The sequence below is a fragment of the Pseudidiomarina mangrovi genome (assembly GCF_003999375.1).
Taxonomy (GTDB): domain Bacteria; phylum Pseudomonadota; class Gammaproteobacteria; order Enterobacterales; family Alteromonadaceae; genus Pseudidiomarina; species Pseudidiomarina mangrovi.
Genome location: NZ_RJLC01000005.1, coordinates 109993 through 134407 on the forward strand (window position 1 = coordinate 109993; position 24415 = coordinate 134407).

The window sequence follows — 24415 nt, forward strand, 5'->3', positions numbered from 1 at the left end:
GGTGATTTCAATCCATTTTACGACGGTAAAACCATGTATTATCGTGTCGGCACAGAAAAGCATTTACGTAATTATTTGAAGGCGTTACGGCAACGTAATGGCTTATCACAAGCACAAGTAGCGGCTCAGCTTGGGGTCACCCAACAAACCTACCAGCGCCATGAAGCCCAGCCATTTAAAATGAGCAGTGAAAAGCTGTTGGCGATTTTGGCTATTCTGAATACCGATCTTATGTTCCGGTTTAAAGGTGAGTAGTACTGTGGTGAGCCTTGATATCGCTAGAAAACTTACTGTTTATCTGCTACTCGGCGCGACTGTGCTGTCGCCGCTGGTTGCGGTACAGGCTGTCGAGCCAGTCAGCATACCGGAGTACGTGTTTGAGCGTCAGGCCGACGATTTAGGTGGACGGCAGGCCTCGGTGTACGAAATTTATGCTGACCAACAAGGTTTTATTTGGTTTGCTGGCGATACTGATGGTCTGCTGCGCTATGACGGCAATCAAATGCTCAGTTGGAGCGAGGGCTTTCAGCAGAATCTAACCCGTCACAATGTCAGCGCGCAACGCATCGATAGCGACGGCCGCTTGTGGGTTGGCAGTTGGGGTAATGGCTTACAATATTGGGATGCCCAAACTCGACAGTACGTGGACTATCTTGCCGATGCCAACGACCCCCATTCGTTAGCGGATAATCGTGTCCAAACTCTGCATCTTGATGCCCGTGGGCGGCTCTGGATCGGCACTGCCGACGGTATTAATTTTATTGATCCTTCCGAACCGTTGAAGCTGCAACGCTTGGCTGCTAATGACCTCAATCACCCATTACATAACGAACGGGTATGGCGTTTTACTGATTTAGGCGACAGCCTCTGGATGGCGACCAGTAATGGTGTGTTCCGACTCAATTATGACCTTGACCAGTGGCAACAAATTTATTTGGATGCAGAGGCCGCTGCAACCATCGAGCGTGGTGCCGAAGTGCGCGAAATAGCGCGAATAGGTGACGAAATTTGGGCCGGCTCACAGTTCGGTGTTTATGTTTATTTACCCCGGCAGCAGCGCTTTGAACTCATTCCCTGGCCACAACCTGAACGCGGCAACCCGCGGGTGAATGTATTGTTCCCCAGTCGAGATGGTCGGGTGTGGATGGGTGGCCATGACGGACTTTATTTGATCGATCGAGAAAAGCGCGAATATCTGCCGCTTGGGCCCAACTATCATCAAATTGCTGATGTTGATATTCGGGGTTTATATCAAGACCATGACCAGCATTTATGGATAGGTACCCGTGATAACGGTTTGATCCGTGGTCGTCAACAACGGAATTTATTTGCCGATGTCATGGCTGGTGCATCAGTAGAGGTCAGAGAACAAGCGCAGCGGTTGCACTCAGCGCTATTCCTCGATGCCAGTTCACGGCTGTGGGTCGGTGTTCCGGGCGGCTTCATGCGACGCGACCAATTCGGTGATTGGCAGCAATGGAGCTTTCCGGTGGCGCTGAATACGCGTCGGGTTGAGCGCATTGTGCAGTCTCCCGATGGCACCGTTTGGCTGGCTACGGATCAAGGCTTGTTCCGTATGGATAATCGAGATCAACTGCATCAAGTGACCGAGCTGTATGAGCAAATTAATAGTCCGCGGCTACCGGTCAATGAATTGTTCGCCGATAAGGATGGCAGCCTATGGATAGCGTTATGGCAATATGGCATCGTGCATTGGCATCCACAACAGGGTGTACTGAACGTCGGGCTTGAGCAATTACAGACTACCCGTGGTGACTTGATTTATCACTTGCATGCCGATAAACAGGGTACGCTATGGGCGAGTAGTCGTTATTCGGGGGTTTTTAAGCACATCATCGGCGCTGAAGGTTGGCAGCAACAGCCTATTCCACAGCAGCCACAACAACACCATCCAGCCTATTATTGCGTGTTACCGAGTGCCGACTTTCTGTGGTTATGTACCGAAGATGGTCTGCTGCAACTGAATTTAGCGACCATGGCGCAGCGCCGTTTTGGTCGCGCTGAAGGCTTACCCGCTGAACGTATTGTCGGCTTGTTTGATGACCCGCAGCTGGGTATGTGGGTACTGACCACCAATGGTCTGGCCCGCATGAATAGCGATCGCCAGCGTTTTATCAGTTATGGCTTAGCCGATGGCCTCCCGGCGCTTGGGTTGCAGCGCAATGCAATTATTCGCGATGGTGATCAGCTGCTACTCAGCACCGCCAAAGGCAGTGTGAGGATTTTCCCAACTGCCTTTGGTGATCAAATCGATTCCCCTCCCATGGTGGTCAGTCGCGTTTGGATTGATGGCGAGGATCTGACTCGGACTCTCAGCGCACCTATAAGCTTAGCCTTACCGTATCAACATCGTGATGTAATGATTCAGGTATCGGTGCTGGATGCACATGATGAGGCCGGTAATTTAATTCGCTATCGGCTGCGTAACTTTGAGCAGCAATGGAGTGATCTGACTAGTATTCGAACCATTCGATACATGAACCTACCGCCAGGTGACTACGTGCTTGAGGTCGAAGGCTGGAGTAGTCGCGGTATCGCTACTGCGGAGCTATTGCAAGTTCCGGTCTCCGTCGCCGCGCCTTGGTGGTATGCCCGCTCCTTTTGGTTCGGTAGTTTAGGCCTGCTAACGGTGTTGGCATGGTTGCTATTGCGCTGGCGTGTTCATGCGCTCAACGTGCAAAATAGTCGGTTACAACAGCAAGTCAGTGAACGCACCGAGGCACTGCAGTTAGCCAACGATAAACTATTGCAGCAGTCTACCCATGACTTTTTAACCGGCGTGCTGAATCGCCGTGGTGTCAGTATTCGGTTTAGAACCTTGCAGCAACAACTGGGCGATAATGCTCTGACAGTGGTGTTGCTAGATCTCGATTATTTTAAGCAGCTCAACGATAACTATGGTCATGAGGTTGGTGATGATGTGCTGACCCAGGTGGCCCACGTGTTACAAACACGCTTGCGCAAGCACGATGTTGTCGGTCGTTGGGGCGGTGAAGAGTTTGTCTTGTTATTGCCAAATTGCGAATTACCCCAGGCTCTTGAGCTATGTCGCTTGGTGAATGAGCAGCTGCAGCAAATCAACATGGCGGCAACGAACGCCCACCAAGTCACTGCAACCATGGGCGTTGTTACGGGGCCAGCACAACCATTCGCTTTGGAGCGTTGGGTAAAAGCTGCCGACGATGCGCTTTATGCCGGCAAACGTGCTGGCCGAAATCGTATTGAAGTGGGGCAATTAAGCGCCAGTGATTAACTAGTCTGGCTGGCGCTTGGTGGCTTGCCAATTGAGCGCTTGCCAGCGCCCGTCCTGCCACACCAGCACGCCACTGTTAAAATATTCTTGGCGACCATAACCAGCATTGCTCTCGCTGTGCGCCACCAACATAAAGTTGATAATCACCATATCGCCAAAGGGCTTATAGCTAAAGTCCTCGGCGGTATACCAACTCCAATAATCTTCTGCAGGTACGGTTGGGCCAGCACTGATCACGCCTTGCATAAGTTGCTGCTTACCAAAGCGGGTACCGTTGGAACTGGTATAGGTCAGGTCATCGTGCCAGAACTGCTCATGAATTGTGGCATCATTGCGGCTGGCACCGTCCATGAAGGTATCAATAGTGGGCTTAACCAAGTCGAAATCTGCGCTCGACTGAGCATAGACTGCACCGCTTAGACTCAAGCTGATCATCAGAAGGGCCAAAAATTGTCGCATGATTGTTCCTTTTTACTATGACAGTCGTTAAATAGTGTAGTGATTCGATTTTGCGCTACGCTGCATTGAAACACAAGCAACAGGTCGCCCTACTATTGCAAGGAGGATGCTATGACAGCAACCGTGGTTCCAGGAATTTACCGGCATTACAAAGGCAAGGATTATCAAGTTCTAGGCGTTGCTCGCCATTCCGAGAGTGAGGAGTCGTTTGTGGTCTACCGGCCGCTGTATGGCGACGGTCAACTATGGATCCGCCCGCTTGATATGTTTACTGAGTTGGTTGATCACGATGGCGTGATCCGCGCTCGCTTTGCGCTCAAGCCGGATACCGTTGATTAGCGATCTGTACAATAAGCTGGACAGATTAGACATTAGGCACTAAACTTGTTCAATAACTTGAACAGGTGGCCTTATGAAAATTGTCTCTTACACCGATGCTCGCAATAATCTCAAAGACGTCCTCGATAATGTGGTCAATGATGCGGATATTACAGTGATCACTCGTCGCGATGCTGACGATGCGGTGGTTATGTCGGTTGATTATTACAGTAGTCTGATGGAAACCGTCTATTTGTTGCGCTCACCGGCTAATGCGGAGCACCTGACGCGGTCTATCGAGCAATATCGTGCTGGAAAAGTCCGCTCGCGGCCATTACATGATGAGTCATAAACCATGACCGAGCGACTACTGTCATGGACTGACGAAGCTTGGCGTGATTATGTGTATTGGCAAACCCAAGATAAAAAAACCTTGAAGCGCATTAATAAACTGGTGGTCGATATCCAGCGTTCTGCACATACCGGTCTCGGCAAACCTGAAGCGCTCCGCGAGAATTTATCGGGATTTTGGTCGCGGCGAATTGATGATACCCATCGCCTCGTCTATGCCGTCGATGACACCGGTATCACTATCATTTCCTGCCGTTATCACTATCGCTAGAAGAGAGTGTCGCAACAACGGCGCGCCATTCAGTGGTGCTAAACGGGATCACCGACAAACGATTGCCTTTGCGTAGCAGCGGTTGCTCAGCGAGGGCACTGATGGTGCGTAACTCCGCTAGGCCAAGCACTCGGTTAAACTTGCTGACAAAGCGCACGTCAACGGCATCCCAACGCGGCTTCTCAGGGCTGCTTTTGGGGTCAAAATAGGCCGACTCAGGGTCATATTGGGCTGGGTCGGGGTACGTCGCTTTCACTACTTCAACAATACCCACTATACCAATCTCCGCGCAGCTAGAATGATATAAAAACACCTGATCACCGGTCGCCATGGCGCGCATAAAATTGCGTGCTTGGTAGTTCCGTACGCCATCCCAACGCAATGCCTTGTTCGGTGCGTTGGCGAAGTCGTCGATGCTACATTCATCGGGTTCGGTTTTCATCAGCCAATAGGCCATAGCGATCTCCTAAACAAGTTTTGTCGTAGCACCTAATGCCTGCGCTAATTGGCGAATTTCGCTTTTAGCTGGCGCGCTTTCTGGTACCAACGCAGTGACTCGCAGTTCATGGCTCACCGCAGTCGTTATGAAATGACATACAGCGCTAAAATCACCTATGAGTGGCTTGACCTCGGTCTGATAGGTCGGTGGGTTGGCCGCTGGGAAAAATATCTCCAGTGCTTCTACGCCGCTATCCGTGAGTTGTTGGCAGATACTCTCAGCCTGCTCGGGGGCTACTAGGCCGTAGCTCAGCAAGGTGACCGGAACGCCATGACGAATCGCCTTGAAACGTTGCATCAGCTCGGTCACGGTGGCTAAGGCTAAGAGTGGGTCACCATGCCCGGCAATAGCGATTCCTTGCAACTCAAATTCATTGGCGGCGTGTTGCTCGTAACCATCTTGATAAGCTTGTTGCAGCGCCTGTAAAGCATCAGCAGCGCTAACATCACGCACTGGGATGTCTGCCAGCGCATGCTGACACCGAGACGCGATTGATAGTGTCGATGGGTTCTCAGAATTGATACTGAGCATTAAGCGGTTCTGGTGGCTATAAGTGAGAGCTGGGGCTATGCTTTTAGTGTTGCTCATTATAAGTTTACTACTCTACGCGGCGAAAACAGTTCATAAGGATAAACCATGACTACCACAAAACAAGTATTGGGCCTCGTTGGCTGGCTGATTTTAGTTTACGCGGCCGCCGCTATTGGCGCGGCTGGATCAATGAATGCGCCAGAATTTTATACGGAGTTAGTGCGACCTACTTGGGCACCACCAGCCTGGTTGTTTGGCCCAGTATGGACGGTGCTTTATGCCATGATGGCGGTAGCGGCTTGGCAAATTTGGCGGTTAGCCGGTAGTTGGCAAGCTGCTGCCCGTGAGCTGTGGTGGTTTGTTGCGCAACTGCTCTTAAACGCGCTGTGGAGCTGGGTATTTTTTGCCTGGTACCTAGGCGCGGCGGCCTTTGTTGAGATCATACTACTGTGGTTGGCCATTGTCGTGACGATGGTACTGTTCTGGCGCCGCGACAAATTAGCTGGCGCCCTGTTATTGCCTTATTTAGCTTGGGTCACCTTTGCCACGGCGCTAACTTTTGCAATGTGGCAAGGCAACCCAACGATTCTCTAAACACTGGCGCTGGGCCGCGCTTTGATGCGGTCATACCAAGCCTGCAGATGCTGCTGCTCGGGTTGGATGCGAATATTCACCACCCGGGCAAAAGCAACCGTGGTAAACGCGTTGATATCCGCCGCGGTAAACTGCTCGCCGCAAATGTATGGCCGCGTGGCCAAGTGCTGATCGAGAAAACTGAAGTAGCTACTGACTTGCTTACCGCATTCGGCGCCCCATTCCGGATAGGGTGTCATGCGGTCTTTGAAGTAGCCGGTGGAATGCTGAAAGCACATGCCAGTGGGCATAAAGAAATAGAATTCTATCCAACGTAACCACTGTTCAATCAATGCTTGCTCAGCGGCGCTATCACCGAGTAACTTCGGCGTAGTTGGATAAGCCACTTCAAAATAACGGCAAATCGCCATGGTCTCGGCGATACAGGTACCGTCGTCGAGCTCCAGCACTGGCACCTTTTTCATCGGGTTGCGCGCAACAAACTCCGGGGTTAGGTTTTCCCCTTTGGCAATATCAATTTCGACTCGCTCGACCTGATCAAGTAGGCCTTTTTCGGCTAAAAACATGCGTACCCGTCGAGGGTTTGGGGCGGTGGCAGTTTCATAGATTTTCATAGACATTTACTCCAATTTTGGCAAATGATAGGTATCCGTAGCTTAGCAGGGTCAGCTTATGAATGCGCCAGAAAATCAATCACCCGCTGACGTGTTTCAGCAGCATACTGAGCGCCCGTGGATCATCAGTGGAGGCGCCTTTCTGGCCTTGCTCGCGGGCTACATTAATGTGGTGATGTTGGGTTTTTTCAAAGTTCCAGTGAGCCATATGAGCGGTGCGGTATCGCAATTGGGTATTGATATCGCCGCCCTGGATCAGCATGACTTAGTGCTGGTCGGCTCGATTGTTTTGGGGTTTTTCGCTGGCGCCTTTTTATCGGGGCTGCTGATTGGTAGCACTCACTTCAAGATGACCCGCCGCTATGGTGTGGCATTAATGCTGCAGGGAGGCTTGTTAAGTATTGCTAGCGTCGCCGCACAGTCTGATAGCAACCTCTCGGTGACCTTGGCTGCCACCGCCTGTGGCTTACAAAATGCCATGGCTAGTAGTTACCGCGGGCTAATTTTACGCACCACGCACGTTACCGGTATTGTCACAGACTTGGGCGCCTTGCTGGGGAATCGTTGGCGCGACCGCAGTATTCAAGGTTGGAAATTTGGCTTATTGCTAAGTTTGCTGCTGGGGTTCTTTGTTGGTGGGCTACTCGGTGCTTTGAGTTATACAGCGCTCGGTATGACAGCTTTGACCTTTGCTGCGCTAGCCAGTTTTTTAGCTGGCAGCGCAGTATGGCTAAGACTCCAGTGGTTACGTGGTGGAGAATTGCGCCACTAACCAAGGCAAGTGCAGTAATACGTTGACTGGGAAGGTGACTCCCAGCGAGGCCAACATGGCCAAGCCTAAATCGGCTTCTTTAATGCCCGCGCGAATGGCCGCGGGCGCGGCAATGTACGACGCACTGGCGGTCAATGCGGCAAGAATAAACAGGCTGCCATTCGGTAACTCCAACATCACACCCACACCGACACCAAGCCAGGCTAAGGCAAATGGTGCGGCGGCGGCAAAGCACATTAGGCGCCAGTGCTGCCAGGGTACTGGGCGGAATACTTGTGCGGTGGTCAGGCCCATTTCTAATAGGAATAATGCTAGTAGTGTCTTGAAGCCACCAATCACGGTACCTTCAATAGGCGCTAAGCCTACTGGTCCGTAGGCCCAACCAATTAGTAAGCCACCCACCAGCAGTAATACACCGCGGCTCGTGAGGGCCTCAATCCAGACATCACGCATACTATGGGTGACCCCTTTACTGGGGTTCATCTTCTGGTAATAAGCTAAGGCTAATATGATGGCCGGTAATTCTAGTAATACCAGGTATAGTGTGGTTTCTGGGGCGATGGTAAGACCTGCGCTATCGGCTAACGCCCACGCCACTGCGAAGGTACCGGCGCTGACTGAGCCATAATGGGCGGTAATACTCACTGCGTTGATTTGATCTAAGCGCACAACATAGCGTAAAACAGGGTAAACCAGCAGTGGTACCACAACGCCGATAAGCGTTACCGCGATCAAACTCAGATAATTGATGTTGAGATCAGGGTCGTTGAGGACCAAGCCACCTTTAATACCGATACTGAGCATCAGTAAAATAGTAAGTATTTCATAGACTGGTAACGGTACTTTTAGGTCAGATTTAACCAGCCCTGCGAGCAAGCCGAGGGCGAAAAAAGCAATGACGATATCAGGCATGCTGGGAACTCTCCGAGGTTTTAGTTAGTGTACTGACCATCGATTGGCTTGAACATTCCCGATAAGGAAAAAATATGCACAGATCGGAGCAGTTACAGCGAACAACTGGGTTAATCGGCGCAGTTATTTTAGGCTTAGGCTCGATTATTGGCACCGGCGCTTTTGTCAGTATCGCCTTGAGTGCTGAATTGGCGGGTAGCTATTTACTGTGGGCGATTGCCTTGGCCGCACTGGTGGCTGCGTGTAACGGTTTATCAAGCGCGCAACTGGCCGCAATTCACCCAGTGAGTGGCGGTACCTACGAGTACGGCTATCAATTTTTGAATCATGACTTGGGCTTTATTGCCGGTTGGTTATTCGTGCTGGCTAAGTCAGCATCGGCCGCAGCTGCAGGTTTGGCTATCGGCGCCGCGCTGCAGCTTTGGTTGGGCGGGCCATTGTGGTTAGTGAGCGCTTATGCTGCCGCGGTGATTGGGGTGTTCACCCTGTTGGTGGTCGGTGGTGTGCGCCGCTCAAACCGCGTCAACGCCCTACTGGTGGGGCTAGCGGTCGCGGCATTGTTGGTATTCGTGGTCTATGCTGGCAGTGAGCCCGCGGCAGATACTATAACGGTCACTGCAGTACCTGCTTTGATCGATGTGCTGGCAGCGGTAGCACTGATGTTTGTAGCCTACACCGGCTATGGCCGCGTCGCCACCATGGGTGAGGAAGTGCAGCAGCCGCGGCGGACTATTCCCCGCGCGATTATCGCTACGGTGGTGGTGGTTACCTTGCTGTACCTAGCTGTAGGCTGGGCGTTGTTACAATTGCCAGCACCGGCTGTCAATCAAGCCGGCTTGGCCGCCTGGATGCGAGCTGGTTTATGGCAGCAGCTAGTGATGATAGGTGCGGTGATCGCCATGGCTGGGGTGGTATTGAATCTGATTTTAGGGGTATCGCGGGTGGTACTGGCTATGGCGCGCCGCCATGATGCCCCTGCAGCATTAGCGCGGCTGAATGCCGACCGCAGCTCGGCCCCTGCAGCAGTTTGGGCAACAGCCGCAGTAATGGTGCTGCTTATTGCTGCGGGCGATTTAAAACTGGCCTGGTCATTTAGCGCCTTCACCGTGTTAGTGTATTACAGCATCACCAATTTAGCGGCGTTACAAGTACCGGCGGAGCAACGGTTTGTACCACGCTGGGTGTCCGTATTGGGCTTAGTAAGTTGTTTAAGCTTAGCGGTATTTGTTGATATCAACGTACTATGTTTCGGCAGTGCAATTGTGCTGGTTGGCTGGCTACTGCATCGCTGGAGTTGGCTGCGCCGTCATAGCAGTTAAAAAAATGGCCTCAACAGAGGCCATTTTTTTACCGTGATGGGGGTTAGAAATTGTAACGGAAGCCCGCTTCAAAACTGCGCTCTGGGCCAACATAAATGCCTTGGCGTAAGCCGCTAATGTAGCTTTCATCGGTCAAGTTCTTGACCGCAGCAAACACTTGCAACTCTGCCGTGAGCTGATACTGCGCAGTGACGTCGAGCACTGTGTAAGCGGGTAATAAACCACCCCAAATACCACCAGCAGCATCGGCAGGAATATCCATACGATTATCAGGAGAACCGAACTGCTCACCGCGATGATGGGCCGTGAAGGCGGCACTGAGATTATCGTATTGATAACTTAAGCTGACGTTGGCCAGTACTTTCGGCGCATAGGGTAAACGATTGCCAGCAAAGTCACCGCTCTTAAATTCAGAGGTAGGGATCCAAGTGGCGTTAGCATCCCATGCCCAGCCGTTGTCAAAATCATAGCCAAGGGCAAATTCCATGCCTTCGTGTGAGGTAGCGCCCCCGTTTGATTGCGACAAATTAGGGTCGCTATTACCGGTCACTACTTGATTGGAGAAGTCCATAATGAAGGCTGCTACTTCATAGCGCCATTCACCGTTATCGCCTCGAATACCAATTTCATAATTAGTCGAACGCTCACCATCGAGCTGTTGGTCGGTTAATCCATCCAGAGCTACACCGTTACTCGCTGGTGAAAAGGCGCGGTAGATCCCGCCATACAGTTGCGCGGTTGCAGACCACTCATAGGTCGCGCCAACGCCCGGCAAAAATTCGGTATTATCAGTGCTGGCGGTGGCATTGTTCTGGGTAAATACCACACGCTCTTGCTGGTATGATTCAATGCGTAGGCCAGGAGTAATGCTCAGCTTATCGTTAATTGCTAAACGAGTTTGGGCATAACCCGCATAACTGGTGGCGCTATCTTGCCGTGCACGGGTGTTAGGGCCGTTGCGGTCGTCGGCGCGGGTGGCACGAATTTGATTGTCATCAGACTCTTCGGTCATGATGCGCAGACCGAACTCACTCTCTGCCGCCCAACCAGCAAGCTCATGAGCTACGCTCAAACGGCTCTCAATACCTAAGCGCTCGAAGCTACGATTATTGCCGGTTAAGCTATCCGTGTAGACCCAGCGTCCGGCGGTGTTTGAGGCCGCGGTATCCACGTTATAACGCCAATAATCACGGCTAACGTCGCTCCAATACAGCAAGGTTTTTAAACTGACAGTGTCACTAATCAGCCACTGATGATTGACATCAAAGGCAACGCGGTCAGTCAAATACCAGTCGTCCGGCGCCGGATTGTAGCGCTCACCATTCTTGTAAGCGTCTAACAACAAACCGCGATACGAAATATTGGCGTCATTGGTGTAGTAGGATAACTTCACACCAATACGCTGGTCGGCAGTGATCTCGCTACCGGCTTTGACCATCACATCGGTCATGTCGTAGCCTTTGTCCATAAAGCCGTCGCTGCTGGCATGAGTAACCACTAGGCCGCCGAAGCTGCGGTCGTCATCACTGCGACCACCGGCCTCGAGAGTCACTTCTTGCAGATTAAATGAGCCTAAACGAGCCGCAAGTTTAACGCCGTCATCAGGTGTTTTGGTGATGTAGTTGACTACGCCACCAATGGTTGATGGTCCATAACGCAGTGATGCCGAACCTTTTAGCACTTCAACGGTGTCGACTCGTTGAATACGTGGGTTGAAGTAACGGTCATTACCGATAAACAAGCCCGGAGCCACCGGCACGCCATCTTCAAGTAGCAATGACTTTGATTCGCTGGCGGATAAACCGCGTAGGCCAAAGTTGGCAACAATGGAGGTTTCTTCTTCACTTTTAATGTTGATACCCGGTATGCGGCGCAGTACATCCTCGGTCGAGAGCGGTTGCAGCGCTTCGATTTGTTCGCGATCGATGAGCACAACGGTACCAGTCTCGTTATAGGCATGGCTAACACGTTCACCAGTAACGCGGATCACCTCGATGGTCGGCATACGCTTCTTGCTGCTTTCAGCTTGCTCGGTTTGTTCGCTGCTAGTTTCTTGAGCCGCCGAGGTTAGAGGTAACAGCGCTGCGGTAATGGCCAATGCGACCATAGACAAATGATAAGATTTCATAACAATTTAGCACCTAAAGGAAATGTTGGCGCTATTATAAATAAGAACAATTCGCAATTACAATACTAAATGCGAATTATTCTTATTTATACCCACAAAGGGTTAGGTCATAAATAAATTACGGTACATGCGCTCGGCATAGTCGTCGGTCATGCCAGCAATGTAGTCACACAGAATGCGGTCGGCACTGGCTTGCCCCAGCTGATCATAGGCTGCTCGCCAGCGCGCTCGCGTGTTGCGTGGCAATAATCGCTCAGGCTCGGTATGAAAGGCGCCGAATAAGTCTAACAGCATGTTTTGGCTACGATAGCGTAGTTGCTGAATATCTGGTTGGTTGATGACGTGTTCAAACACCACCGCTTTGAGATTGTCCAGTAGAGCTCGCTCTTCACTCGGTAAGGTTGCGTTGAACCGAATGAACGGCTCGCTAGCACCAGCAAGTACTTCGGTGATTTGTACTTGAGTGACGAAAATATTGACCAGCGCACCAATCGCATCTTTGCGTAAATGGTGCTCTGGTTTGAACAACTGATGACCAAGTAACTTCACCGTATGCGCTAAGCTTGGACTCAGTTGTTGATAGAACTGGCTGTAATGTTGGCGCCACTGACTCTCGGTCAGGGTACCGGTGACCACCGCGTCTTCTAAATCATGTACGCCGTAAGCAATATCATCGGCCAGTTCCATTAACGAGGCATCGAGGTTCTTGTGCCGCGACTTTTGCCACGGCGAACGGTCGAGCAGATCGACCTGTTGAAACAGTTGGCGATCATGAGCATTCAGTGGCTCCAGCACCCAGTCCAATAGATCCGCATCACAAGCGAACAACGCTTTAGCGGGTTTCCATTGACTCAAGCTACCCGGTTGTTGCGCCGGTGGTGCGGGCAATGGTGGCATTAGTACCGGATATTTTAACAAGCCGAACAGTGATCGCCGGGTCAAGTCCATGCCGTGTTCAGGGTGGTAAGCTTCTAATTTACCGACGATGCGAAAGGTTTGACCATTTCCTTCAAAGCCACCAGATTGCAACATCTTGAAGTTCAGGGCAGTTTCGCCACCGTGACCGAACGGCGGGTGGCCAATGTCATGGGCGAGGCACAAGGTTTCCATCAAGTTCAGATCAGGGAGTAGTTCCGCCAGCTCTGGTGTGGCGACCCGTTGTAGCTGATTAATCAACGATGAACCAATCTGTGCTGCTTCCAAACTATGGGTCAGGCGAGTGCGATAAAAATCGTTTTCGCCAACGTTCATGATTTGGGTTTTCGATTGCAGCCGTCGAAATGATGCTGAGTGCAGCACCCGCGCACGATCGCGTTGCCACGGATTACGTTGATCACCGGGGCGTTGCAGTGACTCTCCGGAGCGGCGAGCTTGCCATTGTGGTGCGGTGCGAGACGACATGGGCTGGTTCCTATTGCTTGGCTAGCTCTATGCTAGTCGATTTTGCGTTGAAATATAACTACATCGCGCTGTTGATAGCAGATATCGAGTGGCCACTGTTGGGCTACCCAGCGCCAACTATCAGCATGATAAAAGGCGATATGAGTAGGGTCGTTGCGATAGTTCCACTGACTAAAGCGTTGTTGGCTGAGCCATAATTGTGTCATTACCACCAACAGGCCGCCTGGTTTCAGACAGCGCAGCCAGCGGGCAAACACTTCGGCTGGCTGACTGATATGTTCAATCACCTCAGTGCAGGTAATAAAATCATACTGCTGTTCCAGCAGCTGCAGTTCACGAGAAAAATAGTAATCATAGTCGGCACACTGATGACCGTGCTCAGCCAGCATGCGTGAGAGTGTCGGTGCCGGGCCACAGCCAAAATCTAAGCCTACTGATGCTGGCTTTAAACGCTCCAATAAAGGTTGCGCTGCACGGTTTAAAAAGCCCCGATAACCCGGGTCTTCGGGATTATTCTCATGGGTTTGGTAAAACGCTGCTTCAGCGGCTTCGCTGAGCTGGAATTGTCGTGGTACATGAACTAGCGCGCAGACTGGGCAAAGCCAGAATTGGCGCCCTTGTTGAGCGCCATGTGCGAGGGTATGAAATAACGCTGTCTGGCCATGACCGCACAGCGGGCAAGCATTAGTCACGGAAGTTTTCGTACTGCAACGGTTGCTCAATATCAGAACTGCGCAACAGTGCGATGGCGGTTTGCAAGTCATCACGTTTTTTACCGGTAACCCGCACTTTCTCGCCTTGAATAGCCGCTTGCACTTTCAATTTGGCATCTTTGATGCGCTTAACGATATCTTTGGCTAATGTTTGATCGATGCCATTTTTGAAGGTGATCGCCAGACTATAGGTCTTACCGCTGTGCGTGGCCTTGTCAGGAATATCACAGGCGGCAAGACTAATGCCGCGTTTAGCGCAGTGATTGTTGAAAATGTCTTGTAGCTGCTGCACCTGAAATTCAGATTCTGAGGTTAAGGTGACGGTAAACTCTTTGAGCTCGACACGCGCTTCCACACCACGAAAATCAAAGCGAGTGCCGACTTCGCGGGTAGCGTTATCAACAGCGTTTTTAAGTTCTACTTTGTCGATTTCTGAGACGATATCAAACGTTGGCATAAAATTACCCTTTACATTGTCGAAACGTTTATTAAGCTGTAGCTAAAGCATTTTAGGTTAGTTCATTATGACGGATGATTATCTCGGTTCACAGCTGGCGCGTCTACAAACAATTATCGACGGCACGGGTGCGGGCACCTGGGAGTGGAACGCGCAAACTGGCGAAACCCGTTTTAATGAAGCTTGGGCCACAATGTTCGGTTACAGTTTGGCTGAGCTGGAACCCATCTCCATAGCCACATGGCGTGCTGTGTGCCACCCTGACGATCTGGTTCGTTCTGATGCCGCTCTGGCGGACTACTTTGCCGGCAAAACCTCTGAATACCGCTGCGACCTGCGCGTGCGTCACAAGGATGGCGGCTGGCGTTGGATCCGCGATAGCGGACGCATTGCTACTTACACCGCTGATGGTAAGGCGGAATGGTTGGCTGGTGCGCATTTCGATATCACCGCATTGAAAGAGAATGAGCAGCGTCTCGCCCACAATAAAGCCCGTATGCGCGCTATCCTTGATAGTTTACCGGCCGCAGTTTATACCCAAGCAAACGCTGCTGGTCGCGCCTATACCTATGTCTCAAAGCAAATCACCGAAGTACTTGGTGACACCCCAGAACAATGGTTGGCGAGCAGTAATGAATCGAAGTGGCAGCGCATTCATGATGCTGATCGTGAAGAAGTGCGTCAGCGCGTATTGCGCTGGTTGCGGCACGGCTCGCAGGGTGATCTGATCGAGCAATACCGCATGCGTCATATAAGCGGCCATTATGTGATGGTACATGACCACTTGCGCGCGCAACACAACGAACACGGCGAGATCACCGAATATGTTGGGTCATTGACGGATATTAGTAGTGAAAATGAATTGAGCCAACGTCTCGACAAGCTCGCCAAGAGTGTGCACGGCGTGCTGTATCAGTTTGAGATGCGCAGCGATGGGCACATGCGCTTTCCGTATGCCGGTGATGGCATCGAACGTATTTATGGTGTCACCCCAGAGGCAGTGCGAGACGATGCGAGCTTGGTCTTTAAGGCGATTCATGCTGATGACTTAGAGACCGTTTCGGATAGTATTGCGATATCAGCGCGTACATTAACCCCTTGGGCGTTGGAGTATCGCGTAAGAATAGACGGCGCTATTCGGTGGGTTTATGGCCACGCAGTCCCCGAGCGCGATGCCGATAACAATGTGTTATGGCATGGTTTGCTGGTTGATATTACTGACCGTAAAGTGATTGAGATAGAACTGCAACGCAGCCAGGGTCAGCTCTTGGCAGCACAAGAGGTGGCTCAATTAGGCTATTGGGAATTTTCCTTAGCTGACCAGTCGCTGTTATGGTCAGACTTGGTTTACAAGATTGTTGGTGTCGATAAAGCCACCTTTAAGCTATCCCTTGAGGCGTTCAGACGCTGCATGCATCCCGATGATAATGTGCTTGTTGAGGTGGCTTCAGAGAATCTTGCCAAACGTGGTGTTCACGACGTTGAGTTCCGTATTATTTGGCCTAATGGAGAGGTTCGTTGGGTTCACGAATGGGCATCAAAGCGCTTTTTGGCTGATGGGAGTGAGGTCATTACGGGAACCATCCAAGACATCACTGAGCGTAAAGAGCTTGAATTGGTCTTACGCACTCAATCAATTACCGACGCGCTGACGGGCTTGTACAACCGTCGCTATTTTGTCGAGGTCTTAGAAACTCAATTTGCCCGCAGTAAGCGTCAAGAAACCCAAACACGGTGTTGCGTGTTGAGTGCTGATTTGGATTTCTTTAAACGTATTAACGACACCTTCGGGCACTTAATTGGCGATGTGGTATTACGCACCATCAGCGATATTCTGCGCGAGCAAGTACGTAGTGCTGATGTGGTGGCGCGCATTGGTGGCGAGGAGTTTGCTATATTTTTACCACGAACCGCTATTACTGATGCTGAGCGGCTAGCGGAGCGGATTCGCGAAGCGGTTGCCGGCCATGTTTTTGATTTTGACGGCCAGCAGGTACAGATCACCATCACCTTAGGTGTCAGTCAGTTTGACCCGCACGATGAAAGCTTCGAAGATGTGCTGATTCGGGTTGACCGCGCCCTCTACCATGGTAAAGAGCACGGTCGCAACCAAGTGGTGGTTATTGTCTAAGTGAGGGTGGCAACAGCTGTTCGTTGACTTTGCCATCTTGTTTATAAATCACCCCGTCTTTCATAACCAGGTCGACGCGCTGCATTAAACTCATATATTTCAGCACGTCACCGCGTACCGCAATAATGTCAGCTACTTTGCCTGGAGTTACTGAACCATAACGATCTTGGACCCCCATCATGACTGCCGGCCAGTAGGTTGCTGCACGAATGGTTTCCATCGCACCAAAGTCTAAATCATCAACCCATACGGCCATTTCATGCCAGGTGGTTTGGCAATGAAACTTCATTGGAATGCCAACGTCGGTGCCGACCAACATCACCACACCAGCCTCTTTGAGTTGTTCAATTTTGCGTTTTAACGTTGGCTTACGCAGCGGTACTAATTGCGAATAGCTTAGATGGCCAGGCTTAGTAATTGATTGCTGAATATCGGCAATGGTGTCGGCTTTTAGGCCGCGATGCCAACAGGTATTATCCAGATGCTCGGGGTTGGCTACAGTATCTTGGTAGCTCCATAGCCCCTCTACTGTAGGCGTCCAGAACATCAAACCATGGAAAATACCGGTTGCGGTGCGCTCTTTCAGAGCGGTTAGCACATCGTCGGGGTAGCCAGGGGCGGTGGTGAGACCGGTATGTTCAAAGTTATCGACGCCAATTTCTACACCCAGACGAATTTCATCGGGTTTATGCGAGTGAGCAACCACTTTCATGCCGCGTTTGTGTGCTTGCTGTACAATCACTTCAGCCACATCACGAGGCATGTCATCTTGGTCGATCAGTTTGACGATATCCATACCAGCATCGGCAAGTTGATTCACTTTACTCACCGCATCTTGCTGGTTACGCACAGCCCAGCGGTAACCGCTCTGCCAGTCATCGACCTGCCACTGAATAAACGGGCCAGAGGCATACAGGGTTGGTCCGGGGATGACCTTTTCGGCGAGCCGTTGTTTAATGATTCGCGTGTCTTCCAGTGGTGCGCCTAAATCACGGACACTGGTCACGCCTGCCAACAACAATTGCACCAATGCCGCTGGCATCACTTCATCAACAAAACGGTCTCTATAATTGGCTTGCCAATGGCGGTAGTCGGAATGACCGGTAAGCTGAATATGGGCATGGTTCTCCCACAGCCCAGGCAGTACGTCATGCCCCTCGGTTGATACCACCCGATAGCCCTCTGGTACTGCTAACTGGCCGACGCTACCGACCTGTTCAATGATGCCGTTGTTGACCAAAATGACACTGTTTCGTAATGGCAGTTCGGCAGTGCCATCAATGAGACGACCACCGACTAAAGCGATTTTCTCTGCTTGAGCAGCACTTGAGAGAGTCAATAACAGGGCGGGAATCACGATACTGGCGCGGAATGACAGCATGATAGAAGGTCCTCGTTGATAGATGGTGGATTGACCATAGCTTAGTCAAATTAACTGGAGTTGGACCCATATGCAACGACTGTTGCAACGCTCACGTCACTATTTTATAGCCGTCTAAACGTCTAGATTGACAAAGTCTACTTTGCCCGCTAATGTAGCGCCATTCTATTAGCGACTAAGCTCAAGGTTCATGCATGTCCACAACAGTTCAGCAGCCGGTTACCCATGTCTGTCGCGTACCCGGCGGGACGCTCTATATCAACGAATTTGGGAATGCTCACGGTCCGCTGTTGTTGGTGCTTGGTGGTATATCGGGTGGTCGTGAGGTCTGGCGCAGCGATGGTCAGGGCTGGTGGCAGGAGTTGTTTAGCGCGGTTGATGTCAGTCATTACGGCATATTAGCGGTGGATTATGCCGGTGGTACTGGTGAGTCATCAGTACAACCACCACCGAGCTCAATCAGTGCGCAAGCACAGCTGATTGCGCAGGCTTTAGAGCAACTGGGTTTAACTCACCTGCATGGTGTTATTGGCGGCTCCTATGGTGGCTTAGTGGCGCTCGAATTGGCGCAACACCCCAGCCTGACCATCGAGCGCTTAGTCATCATTGGCGCTGCCCATCGGCCGCCAGCACAAGCCGTGATGTTGCGCCATTTTCAACGCCAGTTGGTGCAACTCGCCGATGCCGCTGGCTGCAGTGAACGGGGTTTACAATTAGCTCGAGCGCTGGCGATGTTAAGCTATCGTAGCAGTGCCGCGATGGACCATTACTTCACTGATCCGCAGCAGGCGGTTGAGTATATAGAGCGCAAAGGTGCGGCCTTGGTGCAAGGCGATGCCTTGCGAGCGCGGCAACTGTTTGAGCTATTTGGCCCGGCACTGGATACCTATCGCTTGGAGCCAGCGCTGATCAAGCAGCCGCTGTTACTGATCGGTTTTACCAGCGATCAATTGGTACCGCCCGAGCTATTGCATGAGTTCGCCTCGTTGCTACCCCAATGCCATGGCCTCCATTGCGTTGATTCAAGTTATGGGCACGATGGCTTCATCAAAAGTGTTGGCACTTATGGTCAGCCGCTACGGCTATTTTTAAGCCATGAGGTACGCGGTGGCTAAGGTCGCAATTATTGTGGTTGGGGTTGGTCAGATCGCCAGTGCTTGGCTGGATCAATTTGCCGAAAAACTGCCTCCGCATGCCTACATTCACTCCATGCATAGTTCGCAACATAGTGCTCTATTGGCGGCGCCACATAGCGCCAAATCATGGCGACAGTGGTGGCAGCAGGCGGGGCCTCGTGGTGCCATCGAGCCGCTTATTGCAGCGCTGCGTGACCAAGGCCAACAGGTCATCGTGCTTGATTTAACCGCCAGTAAGACCATTAGCCGCGATTATCCAAACTGGTTTGCCGCTGGTGCCGATGTGGTCAGTGCCAATAAGTATGCTGGTTCGAGTAATCCACTATTTTATCAGCAGCTGCGTCACCAACTGCAGCAAAGCGGTCAGCGTTGGTTATACAACACCACTGTGGGCGCGGGTTTGCCTATTCAACGCGCCATTCGAGAGCGACTTGCCTGTCATGATCAATTGCGTCGCTTAGAAGGGAATTTTTCCGGTTCGTTAAGCTGGATTTTTCAGCATTATCGCCCTGGCGACCGTCTGTCAGATTGGTTGCAGCAGGCCGCACAACGCGGTCTCACTGAGCCCGATCCGCGCCTTGATCTCAGTGGCATGGATGTAGCTCGGAAGCTACTCATTTTGGCTCGCGAGGCACATTGGCAGCTGGCCTTAGCCGACATACAAATAACTAATTTAGTGCCACCGCAGCTGCGCCATTGCTCGGTGGAGCAATTCTGGCAGCAGCGCGAGTTGTTTGATCAACATTTTGAGCAATGGCGCCTTAGCCAGCATCCGCAGGCACAGCAGTTTTGCTATTTAGGTGCGGTGCAACAGCACACTCATGGCGTGGTCGCTAGCGCCGAGTTAACACCTATCACGCAACAATCACCTTATGCCCATTTACCACCGGGTACCGCTAACTTCATTGTTTACAGCCGCCATTACGCCGACAACCCACTGATTATTCAGGGCCCAGGTGCTGGGCGCGAGGTAACCGCTGCTGGCGTGCACAGCGATATTCTTGAACTCATTTATTGATCACAGAGGTAACCATCATGAGCCACTATCATCCTGCCACACTAGCCATTCACCACGGTTTTCAGTGCGACCCAACCACCAAAGCAACTGCGGTGCCTATTTATCAAACCGCTGCTTATGAATTTGACAGCGCTCAGCATGGTGCTGACCTGTTTGATCTTGCCGTACCAGGCAATATTTACACGCGCATCATGAACCCCACCAATGATGTGTTAGAGCAGCGGTTGGCGGCGCTCGAAGGTGGCATTGCCGGGCTCGCCGTTGCCTCCGGTATGGCGGCCATAGAATATGCGCTGATTACCCTCGCCAAACAGGGCGATAATATCGTCACCACACCGCATATTTATGGCGGTACCTACACGCTGTTTAAGCACATGTTGCCGAGCTTTGGTATTGAGGTGCGTTTTGCCGATTCTGATGAACCCGAAGCATTAGCACGCTTAGTCGATGGCAACACCAAAGCGTTATACTGCGAAACCATTGGCAACCCAGCGGGTACGGTCGCTGATATTCCTGGTCTTGCTGCCGTAGCTGAACAGGCGGGAATTCCACTGGTGGTCGATAATACCGTGGCAACACCGCTATTGTGTCAGCCAATTGCTTTGGGTGCGCACATTGTGGTGCATTCATTGACCAAATATATCGGCGGTCATGGCACCACCATTGGTGGCATCATTGTTGATTCCGGCCGCTTTGATTGGTCCCAGCATGCCGGCAAATTTCCACAATTTAGTCAGCCTGAGCCGGCCTATCACGGTGTTGTGTATAACGCTAGTTTTGGTCCCGCTGCCTTTATTGCGCGAGCCCGCACAGTAGCATTGCGTAATACTGGTGCGGCCTTGGCACCATTCAACGCGTTCCTGATTTTGCAGGGCTTGGAAACACTCGAACTACGCATCACCCGGCATTGTGAGAATACGGTCAAAGTTGCTAACTATCTGCAGCAACATCCGAAAGTCAGTTGGGTAAACTATGCCGGCTTGCCCAGCCATCCGCATTATCAGCGCGCGCAAGCCATTATTACCGGTGGTATACCATCGGCACTACTCACCTTCGGTATTGAGGGCGGCTATGCCGCTGGTGTAGCCTTTTACGACCAGCTCAAACTCTTTAAGCGCTTGGTGAATATTGGTGACGCCAAATCGTTGGCGTGTCATCCGGCGTCAACCACCCATCGGCAATTGAGTGCCGAGCAGCAGCAGGCGGTTGGTGTGCGCCCTGAAGCCATTCGCCTGGCGGTGGGTATTGAGCATAGTGACGATATTATTGCTGACTTGGCACAGGCACTCGCGCACAGCTAAGGGCTTTATTTGCGCCGAACATGACGGCTGACGATGCGTTTGCCGTCTTGTTTGACCGCCGGTTGTTTGCGGTAGCCCCAGAGTAAGTCACGCGCTTGCTTGGCAGCCACGGCTAAATCAATGATCGGGGCAGGGTAATCGTGGCCAATACGGCAGTTATACAGCGCCTGCTCCATCATGGTCATACGCCATGGTTCAGCAATCAGCGGTGCTGGCACTTCAGCCAGTTCGGGGCACCACTGCTTGATAAATTCACCCTCAGGGTCGTGCTCTTGGGCCTGCTTGGTGGGGTTATAAATACGGATGGTATTGGTGCCGGTGACGCTCGCTTGCATCTGAAATTGCGGGTAGTGAATGCCCGGTTCAAAATCAAGAAATTGCTGGGCCAGATGTTGTACGCCAAGGCGCCAGTCGATACGCAGTAAATGGCACAAAAAGCTCACCAACATGGCCCGCATGCGAAAGTTGAGATAGCCAGTGGCGCGCACGCAGCGCATGCAGGCATCGACTAAGGGATAGCCAGTTTGACCTTCTTTCCATGCATGTAAGTGCTCACTTACTTGGCTATCTTGACGGTAAGGAAAGTCCGCATAGGCGTGATTCACTGGGCGGAATTCCATCTCGCATTCACTCTCAAACTTCTGCATAAAATGACAGTGCCAGTGTAACCGTGAGGCAAGGGCAATCAGTGTTTTACGCCAGCCAGGGGTATGCCATTGTCGCAGTAAATGTTGGTAAAACTCGCGCATACTGATGGTGCCCCAGGCTAGGTGCGGTGACATGCGCGAGCAACTCTGCCGGCTTAGCAGCGGTTTGGAAATGTGGTACGGGTAATTTTTGCCGCGGGTGTCGAAGAAGTCGTGCAAGGTTGCCCATGCAGCACCACTACCACCTGCTTGTTGTGCTATTGGCGTGGTGTTTACCAGCAGCTGCGGCTGCGCTGAAAAGCTCGCCAGCACGGTGCGCACTGTCGTTGCCGATACCCAGCTAGCGCGCTGCCACGGCACTGGTTGGATGCTGCTGCGCATCACCTGTTTCCAGCGCTCATCCCAGTGCTGGCGATTGCGCAAACCTCGGATCACCCCAGCGCTTTGCTGTTGCTGCCAAACCACCTGATGTTGCTGACACCACGCTTGTACGGCGCGGTCACGCGCATAGGTGTTGGCGAGGCCAATTTCCTGATGGGAATGCAAACTGGCGATGCCCAGTTGCTGCTGCAGTGTGGAGAATAGTTCTATCGCATCACCGTGCAGCACCCAAAGCCGGGCATCATCAGCGCCAAGCAGCGCCAGTTGCTGGTTGATATCGGTAATAGCTTCAGCGACAAATTGCCAATGGCGGGGATGATAATGTGGGTCGTGCTGGAGAAACGGTTCAACTAGGTAAATCAGCAGCAACGGCTGACCACTGTGTATGGCGTGGAGTAGCGGCAGATGATCGGTCAGCCGTAAGTCACGCTTAAACCACACCACCGCGCAACTCATTAGCTGATAGGCCAGTCCGCAGCATCGCAATCATCGAGCACTAAACTCGCCTGACTGTTACCCCAGTAGGCAATAAAGCTGCCTTGCGGGTCATATTGGCGGGTTTGCTTATCCAGATCGAAGCGTCGATGGCCACGTGGGTCAGCACCAACGCCGGCCAGATATTGCCAGTTCCCCCAGTTAGCGGCAACGTCATAATCAATCAACTGCTGCTCAAAATAGGCCGCACCATAGCGCCAATCCAGTGCCAGCTCATGCACTAAACAACTGGCCACCAATTGGCGCCCGCGATTGGACATATAGCCAGTGGTATTCAATTGGCGCATGCAGGCGTTGACCACCGGATACGGCGTATTGCCGCTGCACCATTTTTGAAAGCGGGCCGGATAAAAACTGGTGGCTGGGCCGCGCTGCTTGAGCCCCGAAAAGGCGAACAAGCGCTTACCATGAGCATGGGCATACCACTGAAAATACTCGCGCCACAGCAGTTCAAACCAAATCCAGTAGGTGCTGTCGTTGGCGCCTTGCTGCTGTTCATGCTGGGTCAGCGCGGTCAAGATTTGTCGCACCGACAACGAGCCATCAGCGAGCCAGGCTGAGAATTTGGTCGACGACGACCAATCATCGAGGGCATTGCGGGTTTCTTTATAGGTTTGCGGCGCGCTGCTAGCGAAGTACTGTTGCACATGCTGCAGTGCCGCACTACTGCCGCCCTGCCACGGGTGGTCAGCGATGACTTTGGTGGCTGGTAACTGCTGCCATTTCTGCAACACTAACTCAGCTTTCAGCGGCGAGCGTGGCAATGCAATGGCAGCTGGCTCTGCGGCAGCAATGCGTGCGCGCAAGTCGATAGACTCGACCAAGCGTCGAAACTTCGAAAAGTTATCGGGTAAGTCGGCAAGGTCAAAGGGCAATTGTAGGGGGTCAAACAGGGTATGGGTAGCAGCGCTGTTGTAATGAATAAACGGGTAGCGCTGGCGCAAAATGTGTTGGTAGCGACGCTCGTAATAGCCAGCGTGTTGGGCAAAATAAATCGCCTCAATGCCATGGGTGCTAATCAGCTCAGCCAAGCTATGCAAGGGGTTTTGCTGCAGCACCAAAAGCTGCTGACCACGGGCTTGGAGTTGCTGCTGCAGGTCACGCAAACTGCCTTGTAAAAAACGCCAACGTTGCTCACCTAAACCACGTAAACCATAGCGATTGGGCTGCCGCGATTCGGGCGGCAGCACATACAAACAAATCAGCTGTTGGCATTCATTAGCCGCTTGCGCTAGCAACGGATTGTCAGCAACCCGAAGGTCGTTACTGAACCAATACAAACCAACCCGATGTAGCGCCATGGTTTACTCCA

Annotated in this window: 24 protein-coding genes; 12 read left to right on the top strand and 12 right to left on the bottom strand. The window is 51.9% G+C overall.

All coding sequences use genetic code 11. The features are described 5' to 3' along the window. Positions 1-33: 33 nt before the first annotated feature. Together EFO84_RS01310 and EFO84_RS01315 are read left to right on the top strand one after the other, a co-directional pair. Positions 34-255: a helix-turn-helix transcriptional regulator gene (locus tag EFO84_RS01310; protein WP_127346257.1), complete on the top strand. Its 222-nt coding sequence runs from the start codon at positions 34-36 to the stop codon at positions 253-255. Further along, positions 248-3274 (top strand): ligand-binding sensor domain-containing diguanylate cyclase, encoded by a 3027-nt coding sequence (locus EFO84_RS01315; RefSeq protein ID WP_127346258.1) that lies wholly within the window; start codon positions 248-250, stop codon positions 3272-3274. Before EFO84_RS01310 ends, EFO84_RS01315 begins: the two co-directional genes overlap by 8 nt. Here EFO84_RS01315 and EFO84_RS01320 read toward each other — a convergent pair whose 3' ends face one another. After that, complete coding sequence (locus EFO84_RS01320; RefSeq protein WP_127346259.1) at positions 3275-3733, bottom strand: nuclear transport factor 2 family protein; 459 nt, start codon at positions 3731-3733, stop codon at positions 3275-3277. A gap of 111 nt (positions 3734-3844) precedes the next feature. Here EFO84_RS01320 and EFO84_RS01325 point away from each other — a divergent pair, with 111 nt between their 5' ends. From EFO84_RS01325 to EFO84_RS01335, 3 genes are all read left to right on the top strand, one after another. Further along, positions 3845-4072, top strand: coding sequence for a DUF1653 domain-containing protein (locus tag EFO84_RS01325; RefSeq protein WP_127346260.1), 228 nt, complete (start codon positions 3845-3847; stop codon positions 4070-4072). 73 nt (positions 4073-4145) lie between these two features. Beyond that, on the top strand, positions 4146-4403 hold the full coding sequence (locus tag EFO84_RS01330; RefSeq protein ID WP_127346261.1) for a type II toxin-antitoxin system Phd/YefM family antitoxin: 258 nt from the start codon (positions 4146-4148) through the stop codon (positions 4401-4403). 3 nt (positions 4404-4406) lie between these two features. Next, positions 4407-4673 carry a Txe/YoeB family addiction module toxin gene (locus tag EFO84_RS01335; protein WP_127346262.1) on the top strand — a complete coding sequence of 89 codons (267 nt, stop codon included), beginning with the start codon at positions 4407-4409 and terminating at the stop codon, positions 4671-4673. Here EFO84_RS01335 and EFO84_RS01340 read toward each other — a convergent pair. After that, on the bottom strand, positions 4645-5130 hold the full coding sequence (locus EFO84_RS01340; protein ID WP_127346263.1) for an EVE domain-containing protein: 486 nt from the start codon (positions 5128-5130) through the stop codon (positions 4645-4647). The two genes, EFO84_RS01335 and EFO84_RS01340, sit on opposite strands and share 29 nt — an antisense overlap. A gap of 9 nt (positions 5131-5139) precedes the next feature. Then, a complete protein-coding gene (locus EFO84_RS01345; RefSeq protein WP_127346264.1) occupies positions 5140-5760 on the bottom strand; it encodes a hydrolase TatD in 621 nt (206 codons plus the stop codon). Positions 5761-5808: 48 nt separating this feature from the next. Here EFO84_RS01345 and EFO84_RS01350 point away from each other — a divergent pair, with 48 nt between their 5' ends. Then, complete coding sequence (locus tag EFO84_RS01350) at positions 5809-6297, top strand: TspO/MBR family protein (RefSeq protein WP_127346265.1); 489 nt, start codon at positions 5809-5811, stop codon at positions 6295-6297. On the opposite strand, the gene EFO84_RS01355 is transcribed toward EFO84_RS01350, so the two are convergent. Further along, complete coding sequence (locus EFO84_RS01355) at positions 6294-6911, bottom strand: glutathione S-transferase family protein (RefSeq protein ID WP_127346266.1); 618 nt, start codon at positions 6909-6911, stop codon at positions 6294-6296. The two genes, EFO84_RS01350 and EFO84_RS01355, sit on opposite strands and share 4 nt — an antisense overlap. A 58-nt stretch (positions 6912-6969) precedes the next feature. On the opposite strand from EFO84_RS01355, the gene EFO84_RS01360 reads away from it, so the two are divergent. Next, complete coding sequence (locus EFO84_RS01360) at positions 6970-7683, top strand: YoaK family protein (RefSeq protein WP_127346267.1); 714 nt, start codon at positions 6970-6972, stop codon at positions 7681-7683. Here the strand turns inward: EFO84_RS01360 and EFO84_RS01365 are convergent. Next, positions 7657-8595 (bottom strand): sodium-dependent bicarbonate transport family permease, encoded by a 939-nt coding sequence (locus EFO84_RS01365; RefSeq protein WP_127346268.1) that lies wholly within the window; start codon positions 8593-8595, stop codon positions 7657-7659. The two genes, EFO84_RS01360 and EFO84_RS01365, sit on opposite strands and share 27 nt — an antisense overlap. 74 nt (positions 8596-8669) lie before the next feature. Here EFO84_RS01365 and EFO84_RS01370 point away from each other — a divergent pair, with 74 nt between their 5' ends. Then, positions 8670-9914: an APC family permease gene (locus EFO84_RS01370; protein WP_127346269.1), complete on the top strand. Its 1245-nt coding sequence runs from the start codon at positions 8670-8672 to the stop codon at positions 9912-9914. A gap of 43 nt (positions 9915-9957) precedes the next feature. Here EFO84_RS01370 and EFO84_RS01375 read toward each other — a convergent pair whose 3' ends face one another. From EFO84_RS01375 to EFO84_RS01390, 4 genes are all read right to left on the bottom strand, one after another. Beyond that, positions 9958-12042: a TonB-dependent receptor family protein gene (locus tag EFO84_RS01375; RefSeq protein WP_127346270.1), complete on the bottom strand. Its 2085-nt coding sequence runs from the start codon at positions 12040-12042 to the stop codon at positions 9958-9960. Positions 12043-12144: 102 nt separating this feature from the next. Then, positions 12145-13443 (bottom strand): anti-phage deoxyguanosine triphosphatase, encoded by a 1299-nt coding sequence (locus tag EFO84_RS01380; RefSeq protein ID WP_127346271.1) that lies wholly within the window; start codon positions 13441-13443, stop codon positions 12145-12147. A gap of 32 nt (positions 13444-13475) precedes the next feature. Further along, complete coding sequence (locus EFO84_RS01385) at positions 13476-14135, bottom strand: class I SAM-dependent methyltransferase (RefSeq protein ID WP_164742349.1); 660 nt, start codon at positions 14133-14135, stop codon at positions 13476-13478. Then, on the bottom strand, positions 14128-14613 hold the full coding sequence (locus EFO84_RS01390) for a YajQ family cyclic di-GMP-binding protein (RefSeq protein ID WP_127346273.1): 486 nt from the start codon (positions 14611-14613) through the stop codon (positions 14128-14130). The genes EFO84_RS01385 and EFO84_RS01390 overlap by 8 nt, the downstream gene beginning before the upstream one ends. A 67-nt stretch (positions 14614-14680) precedes the next feature. Here EFO84_RS01390 and EFO84_RS01395 point away from each other — a divergent pair, with 67 nt between their 5' ends. Beyond that, positions 14681-16744, top strand: a complete 2064-nt coding sequence (locus EFO84_RS01395; RefSeq protein ID WP_127346274.1) for a sensor domain-containing diguanylate cyclase — start codon at positions 14681-14683, stop codon at positions 16742-16744. Here the strand turns inward: EFO84_RS01395 and EFO84_RS01400 are convergent. Beyond that, positions 16734-18125, bottom strand: coding sequence for an amidohydrolase family protein (locus EFO84_RS01400; protein WP_127346275.1), 1392 nt, complete (start codon positions 18123-18125; stop codon positions 16734-16736). The genes EFO84_RS01395 and EFO84_RS01400 overlap by 11 nt on opposite strands. Positions 18126-18319: 194 nt before the next feature. Here EFO84_RS01400 and EFO84_RS01405 point away from each other — a divergent pair, with 194 nt between their 5' ends. From EFO84_RS01405 to EFO84_RS01415, 3 genes are read left to right on the top strand one after another with little or no spacing between them, the layout of a single operon-like run. Beyond that, positions 18320-19240, top strand: a complete 921-nt coding sequence (locus EFO84_RS01405) for an alpha/beta fold hydrolase (RefSeq protein WP_127346276.1) — start codon at positions 18320-18322, stop codon at positions 19238-19240. Then, a complete protein-coding gene (locus EFO84_RS01410) occupies positions 19233-20279 on the top strand; it encodes a hypothetical protein (protein WP_164742350.1) in 1047 nt (348 codons plus the stop codon). The genes EFO84_RS01405 and EFO84_RS01410 overlap by 8 nt, the downstream gene beginning before the upstream one ends. A 17-nt stretch (positions 20280-20296) precedes the next feature. Then, the gene (locus EFO84_RS01415; protein ID WP_127346278.1) at positions 20297-21580 is read left to right on the top strand and encodes an O-acetylhomoserine aminocarboxypropyltransferase/cysteine synthase family protein; all 1284 of its coding nucleotides are present in this window, start codon (positions 20297-20299) and stop codon (positions 21578-21580) included. Positions 21581-21585: 5 nt separating this feature from the next. Here EFO84_RS01415 and EFO84_RS01420 read toward each other — a convergent pair whose 3' ends face one another. Both EFO84_RS01420 and EFO84_RS01425 read right to left on the bottom strand, forming a co-directional pair. Beyond that, positions 21586-23052, bottom strand: a complete 1467-nt coding sequence (locus tag EFO84_RS01420) for a cryptochrome/deoxyribodipyrimidine photo-lyase family protein (RefSeq protein ID WP_348534527.1) — start codon at positions 23050-23052, stop codon at positions 21586-21588. A gap of 11 nt (positions 23053-23063) precedes the next feature. Next, positions 23064-24404, bottom strand: a complete 1341-nt coding sequence (locus EFO84_RS01425; RefSeq protein ID WP_127346280.1) for a DASH family cryptochrome — start codon at positions 24402-24404, stop codon at positions 23064-23066. Positions 24405-24415: the final 11 nt, after the last annotated feature.